Raw genomic sequence first — 14,611 nt, 5'->3', positions numbered from 1 at the left:
TTCGCCGTTATCCAGTCGAGATTGAGTTGGTCCCTACAGAGCGTGAAGCGAACGTCAACCAGCTTGGACGCCGTTGTGCGTCTAGATCGAACAAACAAATGCAATGAACCTTCTTTACATCGTTGAACCGCAGGATGTTCCGCCGTATCGCCCCAACTTTACGATGCCTGGATCCAAGTTCGATCCGGGAGTCGAAGTAAACCCCGGCGATTCTCGTGGCGCAACTGCCGCCGGATTGGGTGCCGCTGCCGCAGCAGGGGCAGCAGCAGGCGCCGTCAAAATCGTCGCCAGTGCGTTGGGTGGTCCTCTGCTTGGGCTTCCAGCGTCGCTGCTTATATCTGCAGCGGCATCCAGCCCTGCAGTCGCTCGTATTTTCACAAAAGACAAAGAGCAGTTGCCTAAGGAATTAGATAGTCAAGAGCAAGAGGCGATCGGAGCATTCATGCGCAGGCACGCATATTCCATTCAGATGGCAAAGGACGCTGGCTTCAAATTTCCGCCGGGCCACCCTCAAGTCGGGCAAGTCTACAAGCAGCATCCGCTAGCCGACGTTCCAGCCGCAGGAAAAGCTGACGTCTATATCCCTTCCGACAAGTATGATGAGCTATTACTCCAGGAAAGAGAAGCTGAACTCTTGAAGCTACTGGTGCATCTCGGGGCGACTAAGGTCGTCATCTCAAAGAAGCACAACGCCTCATCATCTCGAAAGATGGATGGCTCTGTCACTGGCGGGTCGAAAAATATCGGGGAGGCCGAAATTGGTGCTTCCCTCGCTGCCAGAACCGATACCATCGACCTCGACACTCGAGAATTTGAATTGGACGGACGCGAGTGGAAAGAAGGCGATAAGTTAGACGTGACCCGTTTCGCATGGGTACATTTCGAGCCATCTTGGAACGCGCTCATTGATGCACGCGAAATTGGCGGCTGCACAAGGGCTGCTTTGGAAGTGCGCGAAAACACCGCATTTTCTTCAGACCGCGGTCTAGCAATTAAGGTTAAGTCAAAGCTTTATGGCGCAGCTGTATCCGCCAATTCGGCCACCGAAATGGAGGAAGAGAAAGCGTTTCTCGTCAAAGCAGAGTTCGGAAAGATAAAGCGTAGCTCCACCTCTTGATCGAATTACGGAACAGCTTACTCAGCCGTAGCGCGTTGTCAAAAGGAAAATATTTTGTTCATCATGCATCGCATGACTAATGCCCGCGTAGCTAGGGTCGCATGCCGCAGTGGAGCGCTACTGTCTACTAAGACGCGCGGCAGCGCGCGCGTCCTTGCCACGGCAGGCCCGCTCACCTCTCACCGCAGATTCGCGAGCGTCCGCTGTTCAGCCAGCTGCGGTCGGCCAAGGCGAATAAGTTCGTCGACCGCTTCGGGTCGGCAAGCGACGTCCACGATGCCTTTGTCACCCGCACCGGGCGCCCGCCTCAAGCCTCTGGCGCCGCACCTTCGAGACCGGCCAGCAGCTTTCCCAGCAGCTGCGACAACTGCGCCTGCTCCGCCTCCGACAGCGCGGCCAGCAGCGCGCGCTGGTTCTCGATGTGCGCAACGACCGCATCGTCGATCAGCGCGCGACCCGTATCCGTCAGTGCGACGAGCGTGCCGCGCCCGTCGGCCGGGTTCGGCCGCCGCTCGACCCAGCCGGCCTTCTGCAGCCGGTCGATGCGTGCGGTCATGCCGCCCGACGACATCATCAGCGCGTCGTACAACGCGGTCGGCGTCAGCGCGAACGGCGCGCCGCTACGCCGTAGCGTCGCGAGCACGTCGAATTCGCCCGGCTGCATCCCGTAGCGCGCAAACAGCGGATTGAGACGGTCGCGCGCGATCACGAGCGCGGCTTCCTGCAGCCGCCCCATCACGACCATCGACGACGCGTCCAGATCCGGACGCTCGGCGCGCCATTGCGCGAGCGCATGCGCGGCTCGATCCATTAACCCTCCTCGGCTCACCAGTTATCTTGACGTCGAGATAAATCGGCGTTTATCTTGATGTCGAGATACTTTACCTGAAAAACGCGCGGCGTCTCGACGGCAGCCGCGCACCGATATCGAGGGCCTCGTCGATGAATCGCTTCACTTCCCCGGGATGGCGGCTGGCCGTCATCGTGCTGGTCGGGCTGAACCTGCGTCCCGCGCTCGCCGCGGTCGGCCCGCTGCTCGACATGATCCAGCGCACGACCGGTATCGGCGACGGCGCGGCCAGCCTGCTGACGACGATTCCGATCCTGCTGATGGGGCTCGGCGCACTGGGCGCGCGGCGCCTGCAGCGCGTTACCGGCATCGCGGGCGGTGTTTGGCTCGGCGTCGCGCTGATCGGGCTGGCCTGCGCATCGCGCATCGGCGCGCGGCACGCGTGGCTGCTGCTCGCGAGCGCCTGCTGCGCGGGCGTCGGGATCGCGATGGTGCAGGCGCTGCTGCCCGGTTTCGTGAAGGCGCATTTCGCGACGCGCATCGGCGGCGCGATGGGCGTCTATTCGACGTCGATCATGGGCGGCGCGGTGCTGGCGAGCGTGGTCGCGCCGTTCGCCGCGGCGGGCTGGGGCTGGCTCGCCGCGCTGGCCGGCTGGGCGCTGCCGGCCGCGGTGGCCGCGCTCGCATGGCCGCTCGCCAGCCGCGGCGGCGGCGGCTTCGCCGCCGGGCCGGTCTCGACGTCGAATGCACGACCGTCGCGTTCGGCGCGTGCGTGGCGGCTCGCGCTGTTCTTCGGGATCGCGACGGGCGCCTACACGCTCGTGCTCGCTTGGCTGCCGCCGTATTACATGCGGCTCGGCTGGTCGCCGACGGCGGCCGGCAGCCTGCTCGGCGGCGTGACGCTCGCGGAAGTTATCGCGGGGCTGACGATCTCGGCAACGATCGACCGCCTGCCCGATCGCCGGCCCGCGCTGCATGCGGCGATCGCGTCGCTGTTCGCGGGGTTGCTGGCGATGCTGGCCGCACCCGACGCGTTCGCGCTGCCGGCCGCGCTGCTGCTCGGCGCGGGGATCGGCGCGCTGTTTCCGCTGTCGCTGATCGTCACGGTCGACCATGCGGCAACGCCGGCCGACGCTGCATCGCTGACAGGGTTCGTGCAGGGTGTCGGCTATCTGGTCGCCGGGTTGTTCCCGTTCGCGGCCGGGCTCGTACGCCAGCATCTCGCGGACCTGACGCCCGCGTGGATCGCGATGGCGTGCCTGTGTGTCGCGCTGTTCGCGCTGGCGGCCGGGTTTGCGCCGCGGCTGGCGCGGCAGACGGCGCGGGCCTGAGCGGCCCGTCCGCCGGGCCGGCGTGATCAGCCCGCGCTCGCGTACAGCGTCGAATCCGCGAACCCGTCGGCATCGAGCACGCGCCCGATCAGGATCAATGCGGTGCGCTCGATCTGCGTGCCGCGCACCTTGTCGACGATGTCCGCCAGCGTGCCGGTCACGCGCTCCTCGTCGGGCCAGCTCGCGCGATAGATCACCGCGACCGGGCAATCCGCGCCGTAGTGCGGCAGCACTTCGTCGACGATGCGCGCGAGATGGCGCACGCCGAGATGGATCGCGAGCGTCGCGCGGTGCGCGGCGAGCGAACCGAGCGCCTCGCCTTCCGGCATCGTGGTCTTGCCCGCGAAGCGCGTGAGGATCACCGTCTGCGCGACGCCGGGCAACGTCAGCTCGACGCCGAGCGTCGCCGCGCACGCGGCCGTCGCCGTCACGCCCGGCACGATTTCGTACGGAATCCCGAGCGCCTTCAGCCGGCGGATCTGCTCGCCGATCGCGCCGTACAGCGACGGGTCGCCCGAATGCACGCGTGCGACGTCCCGCCCTTGCGCATGCGCGTCCGCGAGCAGCGCGACGATCGCGTCGAGGTCGAGATCGGCCGTGTTGACGACCTGCTCCGCGCGATGACCGTCGAGCACGGCCGCGGGCACCAGCGAGCCCGCATACAGGATCACCGGGCACGTACGCACGAGGCGCTGGCCCTTCACCGTGATCAGCCCGGGGTCGCCGGGCCCCGCGCCGATGAAATACACCGTCATCGAAAATTCTCCGTCAATACGTTGGATGATTCGCTGCGCGGCGTCAAACGCGCGCGGCCGGATCGAGTGCGTCGAGCAGCGCCGCGACCGAATCGAACGCCCGGTCGGCATCGGGCAGCGACGGCCGGCGCAGCATCACGACCGGCACCCTGCGTTCGCGCGCGACATCGAGCTTGGCCTCGGTGGCCGCACCGCCGCTGTTCTTGCTGACGACGACGTCGATGCCCGTCAGCGCGAACAGCGCACGTTCGCCGTCGAGCGTGAACGGCCCGCGCGCGGCGATGACCTGCGCATGCGCATTGCCGGGATGCGCGTCGAGGCAGCGCACGAGCCAGAACTGGTGCGGCGGGATCGTATCGAGGTGCGCGAGCGGTTCGCGGCCGAGCGTGAACAGCGGCCGCCTGAACGGCGCGAGCGCGGCCTCGATGCCGGCCCAGTCGTCGACCATCCGCCAGTCGTCGCCCGGTTGCGGCGTCCAGGGCGCGCGGCGCAGCGCCCATAGCGGTACGCCCGCGTCGCGCGTCGCGGCAGCGGCGTTCGTACTGATTTGCGCGGCATACGGATGCGTGGCGTCGATCACGAGGCCGATTCCGGCGTCGCGAAGATACGCGGCCAGCCCGGCGGCCCCGCCGAAGCCGCCGACGCGCACGTCGCAGCGCAGGTCGTCCGGCACCTTGCCGAGACCAGCCAGGCTGTAGACGTGATGCGGGCCGAGCGCGCGTGCGATCTTCAGCGCGTCGCCGGTGCCGCCGAGCAGCAGGATGCGCATGCTCATCGCGCTTCCCCGACGAAGCGGCCCTGCCGGTCGATCGCGAACATCTCGACGGCGACCGACGGCGGCACGATGTCGCGTGCGACCCGCAGCGCCTGCGCGCAAACGAGATCGCCGAGCGGCACGCCGTCGGCCAGGGCGAGCTTCAGCGCTTCCTGGCTCGTGTTCGCGGCGCGCATCGCGGCCTGCAGCGCCTCGCTCGCGCCGGCTTCAGCCGCCCATTGCGCGAGCAGCGGCAGGTCGATGCTCGAATGGCGGCTGTGCAGGTCGAGATGGCCCGCCGCGAGCTTGCTGAGCTTGCCGAATCCGCCGCACATCGACAACCGCGCGACCGGTGCGCGGCGCAGGTGCTTGAGCACCGCGCCCGCGAAATCGCCCATCTCGATCAGCGCCATGTCGGGCAGGCCGTAGTGCGCGCGCATCGCGTCCTCGCTCGCGTTGCCCGTGCACGCGGCGATATGCGCGATGCCGTTGGCGCGCGCGACATCGATCCCCTGGTGGATCGATGCGATATAGGCCGAACACGAGAACGGCCGCACGATGCCCGTCGTGCCGAGGATCGACAGCCCGCCGACGATGCCGAGGCGCGGGTTCATCGTCTTCAGCGCGAGCGCCTCGCCGCCTTCGACGCCGATCGTCACGTCGAAGCCGCCTGCGTAGCCGTGCTCGGCTGCGAGGGCCTCCAGATGCGTCGTCATCATCTGGCGCGGCACCGGGTTGATCGCCGGTTCGCCGACCGGCAGCGTCAGCCCCGCGCGCGTGACCGTGCCGACGCCCGGCCCCGCGTGAAAGCGCACGCCGGGCGCGGCCGCGAGCGCGACACGCGCGAAGATCAGCGCGCCGTGCGTGACGTCCGGATCGTCGCCGGCATCCTTGATCGTGCCGGCTTCCGCGCCTTCGGCCGTGAGGCGGCAGAACTCGAGCCGCATCATCACGCGCTGCCCTTTCGGCAGCACGATCTCGACCGCGTCGTCCGCCCGGCCCGCGAGCAGCAGCCGCGCGGCCGCGAGCGACGTCGCGGTCGCGCAGCTGCCGGTCGTGTAGCCGAACCGCAGCGGCGCGGGCTGTTCGGGGGTTTCGTCGCGCATCACGCGTCCGTTGCGTTCGCCGGGTTCGATGCGCCGGCTATGTCGATCGCATCGGCCGTCTCGACCCTGTCGGCCGCGTCGGGCTTGCGCACGTCGTACAGCGTGACGGGCAGCGGCTGGCGCCACGTGTCGAAGCGGCCGAGCGGTTCCGCATGCGCGAGCGACACGCGCGTGAGCGTGCCGCCGTGCGCGTCGCGCCACGCGGCGAGCGCCATCTCGCCCTGCAGCGTGACCGCATTCGCGACGAGCCGGCCGCCGGGTTTCAGCGCGGCCCAGCACGCGTCGAGCACGCCGGGCGCCGTCGCACCGCCGCCGATGAAGATCGCGTCGGGCGTGGCGAGTCCTGCCAGCGCGTCGGGCGCGCGGCCCGCGACGAGCTGCAGGCCCGGCACGCCGAGTGCGTCGCGGTTGTGTTCGATGAAGCGCTGCCGTTCCGCATGCGCCTCGACCGCGATCGCCTGGCAGGATGGATGCGCACGCATCCATTCGATGCCGATCGAGCCACTGCCCGCGCCGACGTCCCACAGCAGCTCGCCGGGTGCGGGCGCGAGGCGCCCGAGCGTCATCGCGCGCAAGTCGCGCTTGGTGAGCTGGCCGTCGTGGCGGTATGCATCGTCGGGCAGGCCCGGCGTGAGCGCGCGGCGCGGCGCGTCGGGGCCGGCCCGGCAGTCGAGCGCGACGAGATTGAGCGCGGCCGTTTCGGTGACTTTCCAGTCCTGCGCGAGGCCGTCGACGCGCCGTTCGAGCGGGCCGCCCAGATGTTCGAACACGCTGATGCGCGTCGGCCCGAAGCCGCGTGCGGCGAGTTCGGCCGCGACGGCGGCCGGCGTGCGGCCGTCGGCGCTCAGCACGAACAGGCGCCGGCCCGGCAGCAGATGACGCGCGAGCGTCGCGAGCGGACGGCCGACGAGCGACACCGCGCCGACGTCCTGCAGCGCCCAGCCGAGGCGTGCGGCCGCGAGGGACAGCGACGACGGCGCGGGCAGCACGCGCCATTCGTCGGGAGAAAGCTGGCGCGCGAGCGTCGCGCCGACGCCGAACAGCATCGGGTCACCGCTCGCGAGCAGGCAGACGGGCGAGCCGCGCCGCGCGAGCACGCCCGCGAGATCGAACGGCGACGGCCACGCTTCGCGCGCGGCCGGCAACCGCGCGGGCAGCATGTCGAGATGCCGCTTCGCGCCGACCACGCGCGTCGCGCCGAGCAGCGCGCGTCGCGCATTGCGCCCGAGCCCCGCGTAACCGTCGTCGCCGATGCCCACTACCGTCAGCCACGCCGTCATGCACCCTTCCCCATCGTTCGATTTCATCCAGTGTGTTGCGATGCGCGGCCGTTGCGCCGCCGCGCGTCGATCCGGCGATTGCCGTCGGCGCCGACTGCCCGGCGCGGGACGCGCCAGCGGTGTCGGCCAGGCCCGCGCGATCCGCATGGCGAACAGCTGGCCCCGCCCAGTTTCATCGTCGCGGACACCGGCGTGTCGCCGATCCAGTGCCGAGCCGCCAATCGTACCATCCGCGCTGCCGCGCGCAGGTCGTCGCAGCCATGCTGCGACACGGTTGCGACGCACATGGCCGATGTCGGGCCGGTGCCGAAATCGGGTATCCTACGGCCGTTCGTTCGCCGGTGCCCTTCGGGGCCGAAGAGGGAACACAGGGCGCGCCGCGCGCCGCTGTGGCTGCCCCCGCAACTGTAGACAGCGAGCCGATCTCCCCCTCATGCCACTGGTTTCACCGGGAAGGCCGGGAGCCGGCGCCGACCTGTCAGCCAGGAGACCTGCCGGCCAGAAAGTGCGTGCGTGCCAGTCGGCGTCGGGCGGGGTGTACCGATGCGTTGGCCGCGGCGCGACACTGTCCCGGTATCCCGTTGAGTTCCGCCCCCGATTCGATTCCTGCGTCGCCCGTCGTGCGCCCGTCGGCCTGCCCGGGGCTCGTGCGCGTGGTCGCGGCCGCCGATGGCGGGCTGTGCCGGGTCAAGCTGCCGGGCGGCCGGCTCGATGCGCGCCAGGCGCGTGCGATTGCCGCCGCCGCCCGCGCGTACGGCTCCGGCGCGATCGACGCGACCAATCGCGCGAATCTCCAGCTGCGCGGCATTCGCGACAGCGCCGCCGATGCGCTGACGCGCGCATTGCTCGAGGCGGGGCTCGGCCCGCGCGTCGACGCAGCCGCAGGCGCGGTCGACGAGACGGCCGCGCTCGCCGCGAGCGACGACGTCCGCAACCTCCTGCTCAGCCCGCTCGCCGGGCACGATCCCGCCGCGCTCGTCGACAGCCGCGCGCTCGCGATGCCGCTGCTCGACATGCTGGCCGGCGAGCCGCGCCGCGGCGAGCTGTCGCCGAAATTCTCGATCCAGCTCGACGGCGGCGAAGCGGTTGCGGCGCTCGATCATCCGCACGACATCTGGCTGGCCGCCTGGCGCCGCGCGGACGGCGCGGTACGCCTCGCGGCCGGGCTGGCCGGCTGCCCGCCGGTCGCGCAGGACGACCGGCCCGCATCGGTCGACGTGTCGCCCGATCAGGCCGTCGCACTGGTTCGCGCATTGCTGCTCGCGTTCCTCGATCTCGCACCGGCCGAGGTCACGCGGATGCGTGGGGTGCTCGCGACCGCCGGTGAATGCGCGTTGCTCGCACGCGCGCAGCACTACCTGCCCTTCCCGCTCACGGCTGATTCCGCGCTCGCCGGCTGGCGGCGCACGCGCACCGACCCGGCGCTGCGTTTCGGCATGCGCGCGTCGCGCGATGCGGCATGCTGCAGCGTCGGCGCGCAATGCGTGCTCGGGCGGCTCGACGCGACACAACTGGAACGGCTCGCCGCGCTGGCCGAAGCCGACGGCGACGGCACGTTGTCGATGACGCCGTGGCAAGGCGTGTTTCTCCACGGCGTGCCGAACGAACGCGCCCCGGCCACGTTGGCGGCACTGGCGTCGCTCGGCCTCGTCTGCGCATCGTCCGACCCGCTGGCGACCCTCGTCGCCTGCACCGGCAGCACGGGCTGCGCGAAAGCGCGGGCCGACACGAAACACGACGCGCTCGCCCTCGCCGCGCGCATCGGCCATCCGGTCGACGTGCACCTGACCGGCTGCGAGCGCCACTGCGCGCTGCCGCATCCCGCGGCGCACACGCTCGTCGCGGTGGCGCCCGCGCACTACGACCTTTACCGGCGCGACGCGGCCGCGGGCCTTGGCGCCCCGCTCGCGCGCCATCTGACGATTGACCAGGCCGCGGCCCGTTTGACGGACGCGCGGCACAGCCAGGACACCACCGATGCTTGACTACATTCGCGACGGGCAGGAAATCTACCGCCAGTCGTTCGCGACGATCCGCGCCGAGGCCGACCTGTCGCGCGTTCCGCCCGACCTCGAGAAACTCGCGGTGCGCGTGATCCATGCGTGCGGGATGGTCGACGTCGTCTACGACCTGCGCTTTTCGGCTGGCGCCGGCACGGCCGGCCGCACCGCGCTCGCGGCCGGCGCGCCGATCCTGTGCGACGCGAGAATGGTCGCCGAAGGCATCACGCGCGCGCGGCTGCCGGCCGACAACCGCGTGATCTGCACGCTCGGCGAGCCGGAGGTGCCCGATCTCGCGCGCCATCTCGGCAACACGCGCTCGGCGGCGGCGCTCGAACTGTGGCGTCCGCATCTCGCGGGCAGCGTCGTCGTGATCGGCAATGCGCCGACCGCGCTGTTCCACCTGCTCGACATGATCGACGCCGGCGCGCCGCGTCCCGCGTTGATCCTCGGTTTTCCGGTCGGTTTCATCGGCGCGGCCGAATCGAAGGCGATGCTCGATGCCGACAGCCGCGGCGTGCCGTACGTCGCGCTGCTCGGCCGGCGCGGCGGCAGCGCGATGGCCGCCGCCGCGGTCAACGCACTGGCGACGGAGGTCGAATGACGACCATGCGCGGCCGGCTGTTCGGGGTCGGTGTCGGCCCCGGCGATCCCGAACTGATGACGATCAAGGCGCTGCGCGTGCTGCAGGCGGCGCCCGTGGTCGCGTATTTCGTCGCGAAGGGCAAGAAGGGCAATGCGTACGGCATCGTCGAAGCCCACCTGCTCGACGGGCAGACGCAACTGCCGCTCGTCTATCCGGTGACGACCGAAGTGCTGCCGCCGCCGCTCTGCTACGAGACCGTGATCGCCGACTTCTACGACACGGCCGCCGAGATCGTCGCCGCCCATCTCGACGCGGGACGCGACGTCGCGGTGATCTGCGAAGGCGACCCGTTCTTCTACGGCTCGTACATGTACCTGCACGACCGCCTCGCGCCGCGCTACGACACCGAGGTGATCCCGGGCGTCTGCGCGATGCTCGGCGGCACGGCCGTGCTCGGCCAGCCGCTCGTCTATCGCAACCAGAGCCTGTCGGTGCTGTCCGGCGTGCTGCCCGAGCATGAACTGCGCGAGCGGCTCGCGCGCGCCGACGCGGCCGTCGTGATGAAGCTCGGTCGCAATTTCGACAAGGTGCGGCGCGTGCTCGACGAACTCGGGCTCGCGAAGCGCGCGCTGTACGTCGAGCGCGCGACGATGGCGAACCAGCGCATCGTGCCGCTCGACGCAGTCGATCCGATGGCGTCGCCGTATTTCTCGCTGCTCGTCGTGCCGGGGGAAAAATGGCAAGGATGACGACCCCGCCCGCGATCGTGATACTCGGTGCCGGCGCGCTCGACACCGCGCGACGCATCCAGGCGCGCTATCCGGGCGCTAGCGTGCATGGCCTCGCGTCGCGCGTCGATGCCGACGTGCGGTTCGACGAACTCGGTGCGCACCTGCGCGAACTCTACGCACGCGGCCTGCCGATCGTCGCGCTGTGCGCGGCCGGCATCGTGATCCGCTGCCTCGCCCCCGCGCTCGCGGACAAGGGCGTCGAGCCGCCCGTGCTCGCGGTTGCGGAAGACGGTTCGGCCGTCGTACCGCTGCTCGGCGGGCTGACGGGCGTCAACGTGATCGCGCGCGAAATCGCCGCATGCGTGGGCGTCGCGCCGGCGATCACGACCAGCGGCGAACTGCGTTTCGGCGCATGCGTGCTCAATCCGCCCGACGGGTATGCGCTGGCCGATCTCGCGCAGGGCAAGCGCTTCGTTTCCGACCTGCTCGCGGGCGCATCGACGCGTGTCGACGGCGCGGCGGCGTGGCTCGACGATGTCGCGCTGCCGCGCGACGACGCGGCCGCGCATGCGATCCGCGTGACGCCCGACGCATGGCGCGGCACGCACGACGAACTCGTGATCCATCCTCGCAGCGTGGTGGTCGGCATCGCAGGCGATGCCATGCACGCGCACGAGGCGCTCGCCACACGCATCGCCGCCATGCTCGACGCACAAGGTCTCGCGCGGCTGGCACTCGCGGCCCTCGTCGCGCCGGCGTCGTCGATCGGCGAACCCGCGCTGGAGGAAGCCGCGCGGGCACTCGACGTGCCGCTGCGTTTCGCCGATGCCGACGGCAGCGCGCCCGCCGATGCAGCCGCGCTGCTCGGCCACACGTTGCGTGTCGCGCATACGCTGCGTCCGGTATCGAACGGTCTCGCGTGCGCGGTCGCGTCGCATCCGGTCGATCCCGCCACGCTCGGCCGCGCGCGCGGCCGCCTGACGGTGCTCGGCCTTGGCCCGGGCGGCACCGCGTGGCTCACGCCGGCCGCTCGCGCCGCGCTCGCCGAAGCGACCGACATCCTCGGCTACACGACCTACGTGAACATGGCCGGCCCGTTCCGCGGCGACCAGCGCGTGCACGGCACCGACAATCGCGAGGAAATGCAGCGCGCGCGCCATGCGTTCGAACTCGCGGCCGAAGGCCGGCGCGTCGCGGTCGTGTCGTCGGGCGACCCCGGCGTGTTCGCGATGGCCGCGGCCGTGCTCGAAGCGCTCGACGACACGCGCGACCCGCAATGGGCCGCGGTCGACCTGCGCGTGGAGCCCGGCATCTCGGCGTCGCTCGCGACGGCCGCGCAGGCCGGCGCGCCGCTCGGTCACGACTTCTGCGCGATTTCGCTGTCGGACAACCTGAAGCCGTGGGACGTGATCGAGACGCGCCTGCGGCATGCGGCGCAAGCCGACCTCGTGATGGCGTTCTACAACCCGATCTCGCGTGCGCGGCCGTGGCAGCTCGACCGCGCGCTCGACCTCGTGCGTGCGCATCGCGCGGCCGATACGGTGGTCGTACTCGGCCGCGACATCGGCCGGCCGGGCGCGACGCTCGCGACGACGACGCTCGGCGCGCTGCGCAGCGACCAGGTCGACATGCGGACGATGGTGATCGTCGGCTCGTCGACGACGCGGCGCTTCGCGATCGGCAACGCGCGCGAATGGGTCTATACGCCGCGCTGGTATCGCTGATCGCGGTTACCGCGGCAGCGTGACGGTGCGCGCGTCGGCATGCGTAAGGCCGGATGCGCCGCCGGTACGCCAGAACCGGTACACGAGCACGCCGACCGCGGCCTGCGCGACGACTACGAACGCGACGCAGCCGGCCCAGCCCCAGCGATGCCAGCCGGGCACCGGCAGGATCGAGCCGAGACTGCCGCCGAAGTAATAGCAGGACAGGTAGATGCCGATCGCCGTCGAGCGTGCGCTCGACGCCGCCTGCGAAATGAACGTGTTCGCCGACGCCTGCTCGACGAATACGGCGGTCGAGCTGAGCGCGAGGCCGGCCAGGATCACCGGCACGCTGTCCGACAACGTCAGCAACGCTCCGCCGATCGCGAGCGCGGCCGCGGCGAGCCCCGGCGCGCGCGGGCCGCGATGCCGCGCGAGGCGCCCGGCCAGCGGCGTCACGACCACCGCGACCAGGAACACCGCATAAATTGCGCCGATCTCGACCGTGTCGAAGCCGAACGGTGCGCGCGTGAGCCGCAGGCCGATGAACGTGAACGTCGCGACCTGCGACGCGAGCACGCATGCGCCGATCGCGAATGACGCGAGCAGCGGGCCGCGCATGACGAGCCGCGACGACGGCCCCGCCTCCGCATCGTTGCCGGACGCCTGCCGCGCAACCGCACCGGATGCCGGCAGGCTCGCGTAGATCGCGACGCCCGTGACGAGACACAGCGCCGCGACGACATCGAGCGCATGCCGCCAGCCCCACATCGACGTCAGCAGGTTCGTGACGAAGCGGCCGGCGAACCCGCCGAGCGTCGTGCCGGCGACGAACAACGCACCGATCTCGGCCGACGTGCCGCGATCGAAGCGCTCTCCGATATAGGCGATCGACAGCGCGAAGATGAACGGCATGACCAGCCCGGCCGCAAAGCGCGCGCCGAGAAACGACGCGAAACCCGCCGCATGTGCGGACCACACGACCGGCAGCGCGACGGCCACCGCCGCCAGCGAGATCGCGATGCGACGCTCGATGCGCGCGGCCAGCACGCCGACGAACGGCGCGATAATGGCGACGGCCGTCGTGGTCGCGCTGACGCCCTGCCCCGCGCGTTCCGCGCTGACGCCGAACGTCGCCGCGAGTGCGTGCAGGATGCCCTGCGTCGAATAGAGATTGAGAAACGCGGCGAAACCGCAGAGAAAGAATGCGATGTGTGTGGTCCTGTCGTTCATCGGAAATGCCTCGTCATCGATGCCGCCAGTCTGACGAGCGCGCCACGCGTGCGCCAATACCGTTTTCACCGCCATTGATACCGGAACGACAACAATGCTCGACCTGCGCCGCCTCCGCTATTTCGTGGTCGTCGCCGACGAACTGCACTTCGGCCGCGCGGCATTGCGCCTGCGCGTCGCGCAGCCGCCACTGACGCGCCATATCGCCGCGCTGGAAAGCGAGCTCGGCGTGCGGCTGTTCGAGCGTTCGACGCGCGCGGTGCGGCTCACGCCGCAAGGCGAACTGTTCCTCGAGCATGCACGCCACGTCGTCAGCGCGGCCGCCGAAGCCGAGGCGAGCGCGCGCAAGATCGCGCAGGGCATCGCCGGGCGCATCGTGATCGGCTACGCGAGCGCGATTCCGATGTCGGACACGTTCCCTGACGTGATCCGCGCCGCGAGCCGCACGATGCCCGACGTCGAACTCGCGTTCCGTGAAGCGGCGACCGCCAGCCAGCGCCGGCAGATCGCCGACGGCGCGATGGACGTCGGCTTCGGCTGGGCGTGGGACGGCGCGCCCGGCGTGCCGGTCGCGTCGATCGTCGTGTCGCGCGAGCCGCTCGTCGCGGCCGTGCCGGCCGGCCATCCGCTCGCGGGCCGTGCGCGCCTCGACGTTGCGGAACTGGCCGACGCCACCTTTGTCACCTTTCCGCCCGGTTACGGTTCGGCGTTGACCGCCGCGCTGGACGACCTGTGCGCGCGTGCCGGATTCTCGCCGCGGATCGGCGCGACCGCCGCGCAAATCACGACGCTCGTGTCGCTGGTCGCCGCCGAACGGGGGATCGCGATCGTGCCGGCCTTCACGGCAACGCTGCAACGCGCCGGTGTCGTCTACGTGCCGCTCGCCGGCGCGCGCGCGGTCGAGCAGATCGTGTCGTGGAACGCGCCGTTTTCGTCGGCGTGCGTCGAGCGCTTCGTTGCGCTGGCTCGTTCGCTGGCGCAGCCGGCATCGACGTAAGCGGCACGTATCGCGCCGCGGGCACCGATCGGGAAAATCGCCCGCCCCGCGTTGCACGACCGTGTCGAATCGGCAAGATCGTTACGTATCGGGAATCAAATAACAAAAAGAACACCTAACCATTCACTATTCGACGCGAATCCTCCAAGATGAGCACGCTGCCGGCCGGGCATGCCCGGTCGCCCGGCCGGCAGCGATACGCAGGCCAGCGTATCCCTCTTCCACTTG

The 14,611-nt window shown here is 70.2% G+C and carries 13 protein-coding genes and 1 riboswitch; of the genes, 7 read left to right on the top strand and 6 right to left on the bottom strand.

Going from position 1 to position 14,611, the window contains the following annotated elements:
• Nucleotides 1–103 precede the first annotated feature (103 nt).
• A complete protein-coding gene (locus VXM69_RS28180; RefSeq protein WP_155638540.1) occupies nt 104–1,117 on the top strand; it encodes a hypothetical protein in 1,014 nt (337 codons plus the stop codon).
• 307 nt (nt 1,118–1,424) lie between these two features.
• Here the strand turns inward: VXM69_RS28180 and VXM69_RS28175 are convergent, their stop codons facing one another.
• Nucleotides 1,425–1,928: a MarR family winged helix-turn-helix transcriptional regulator gene (locus VXM69_RS28175; RefSeq protein ID WP_367189588.1), complete on the bottom strand. Its 504-nt coding sequence runs from the start codon at nt 1,926–1,928 to the stop codon at nt 1,425–1,427.
• Between the two features lie 131 nt (nt 1,929–2,059).
• Between VXM69_RS28175 and VXM69_RS28170 the strand changes: the two genes are divergently transcribed.
• Complete coding sequence (locus VXM69_RS28170; protein WP_367189587.1) at nt 2,060–3,238, top strand: MFS transporter; 1,179 nt, start codon at nt 2,060–2,062, stop codon at nt 3,236–3,238.
• Between the two features lie 26 nt (nt 3,239–3,264).
• Here VXM69_RS28170 and cobM read toward each other — a convergent pair whose 3' ends face one another.
• The 4 genes from cobM to cbiE are packed head-to-tail and all read right to left on the bottom strand — an operon-like array spanning nt 3,265 to nt 7,133.
• A complete protein-coding gene (gene cobM, locus VXM69_RS28165; protein WP_367189586.1) occupies nt 3,265–3,993 on the bottom strand; it encodes a precorrin-4 C(11)-methyltransferase in 729 nt (242 codons plus the stop codon).
• Between the two features lie 43 nt (nt 3,994–4,036).
• Nucleotides 4,037–4,768: a cobalt-precorrin-6A reductase gene (locus VXM69_RS28160; protein ID WP_367189585.1), complete on the bottom strand. Its 732-nt coding sequence runs from the start codon at nt 4,766–4,768 to the stop codon at nt 4,037–4,039.
• Nucleotides 4,765–5,853 carry a cobalt-precorrin-5B (C(1))-methyltransferase gene (locus tag VXM69_RS28155; RefSeq protein ID WP_059557693.1) on the bottom strand — a complete coding sequence of 363 codons (1,089 nt, stop codon included), beginning with the start codon at nt 5,851–5,853 and terminating at the stop codon, nt 4,765–4,767. Before VXM69_RS28155 ends, VXM69_RS28160 begins: the two co-directional genes overlap by 4 nt.
• On the bottom strand, nt 5,853–7,133 hold the full coding sequence (cbiE, locus tag VXM69_RS28150; protein ID WP_367190215.1) for a precorrin-6y C5,15-methyltransferase (decarboxylating) subunit CbiE: 1,281 nt from the start codon (nt 7,131–7,133) through the stop codon (nt 5,853–5,855). Before cbiE ends, VXM69_RS28155 begins: the two co-directional genes overlap by 1 nt.
• A 322-nt stretch (nt 7,134–7,455) precedes the next feature.
• A riboswitch (cobalamin riboswitch) is annotated at nt 7,456–7,647 on the top strand.
• A gap of 106 nt (nt 7,648–7,753) precedes the next feature.
• Between cbiE and cobG the strand changes: the two genes are divergently transcribed.
• The 4 genes from cobG to cobJ are packed head-to-tail and all read left to right on the top strand — an operon-like array spanning nt 7,754 to nt 12,174.
• On the top strand, nt 7,754–9,118 hold the full coding sequence (gene cobG / locus VXM69_RS28145; protein WP_367190214.1) for a precorrin-3B synthase: 1,365 nt from the start codon (nt 7,754–7,756) through the stop codon (nt 9,116–9,118).
• Nucleotides 9,111–9,737 (top strand): precorrin-8X methylmutase, encoded by a 627-nt coding sequence (locus VXM69_RS28140; RefSeq protein WP_034186893.1) that lies wholly within the window; start codon nt 9,111–9,113, stop codon nt 9,735–9,737. The genes cobG and VXM69_RS28140 overlap by 8 nt, the downstream gene beginning before the upstream one ends.
• Nucleotides 9,734–10,468, top strand: a complete 735-nt coding sequence (locus VXM69_RS28135; protein WP_034186894.1) for a precorrin-2 C(20)-methyltransferase — start codon at nt 9,734–9,736, stop codon at nt 10,466–10,468. Before VXM69_RS28140 ends, VXM69_RS28135 begins: the two co-directional genes overlap by 4 nt.
• On the top strand, nt 10,465–12,174 hold the full coding sequence (gene cobJ, locus VXM69_RS28130) for a precorrin-3B C(17)-methyltransferase (protein WP_367189584.1): 1,710 nt from the start codon (nt 10,465–10,467) through the stop codon (nt 12,172–12,174). Before VXM69_RS28135 ends, cobJ begins: the two co-directional genes overlap by 4 nt.
• 6 nt (nt 12,175–12,180) lie before the next feature.
• On the opposite strand, the gene VXM69_RS28125 is transcribed toward cobJ, so the two are convergent.
• The gene (locus VXM69_RS28125) at nt 12,181–13,386 is read right to left on the bottom strand and encodes an MFS transporter (RefSeq protein ID WP_367189583.1); all 1,206 of its coding nucleotides are present in this window, start codon (nt 13,384–13,386) and stop codon (nt 12,181–12,183) included.
• 94 nt (nt 13,387–13,480) lie between these two features.
• On the opposite strand from VXM69_RS28125, the gene VXM69_RS28120 reads away from it, so the two are divergent.
• The gene (locus tag VXM69_RS28120; protein WP_034186896.1) at nt 13,481–14,383 is read left to right on the top strand and encodes a LysR family transcriptional regulator; all 903 of its coding nucleotides are present in this window, start codon (nt 13,481–13,483) and stop codon (nt 14,381–14,383) included.
• Nucleotides 14,384–14,611 lie beyond the last annotated feature (228 nt).

The organism is Burkholderia sp. Ed8 (genome assembly GCF_040761425.1).
Taxonomy (GTDB): Bacteria; Pseudomonadota; Gammaproteobacteria; order Burkholderiales; family Burkholderiaceae; genus Burkholderia; species Burkholderia seminalis.
Note: the sequence above shows the minus strand (reverse complement) of the source record. Positions and strands in the feature narration are given on the sequence as shown.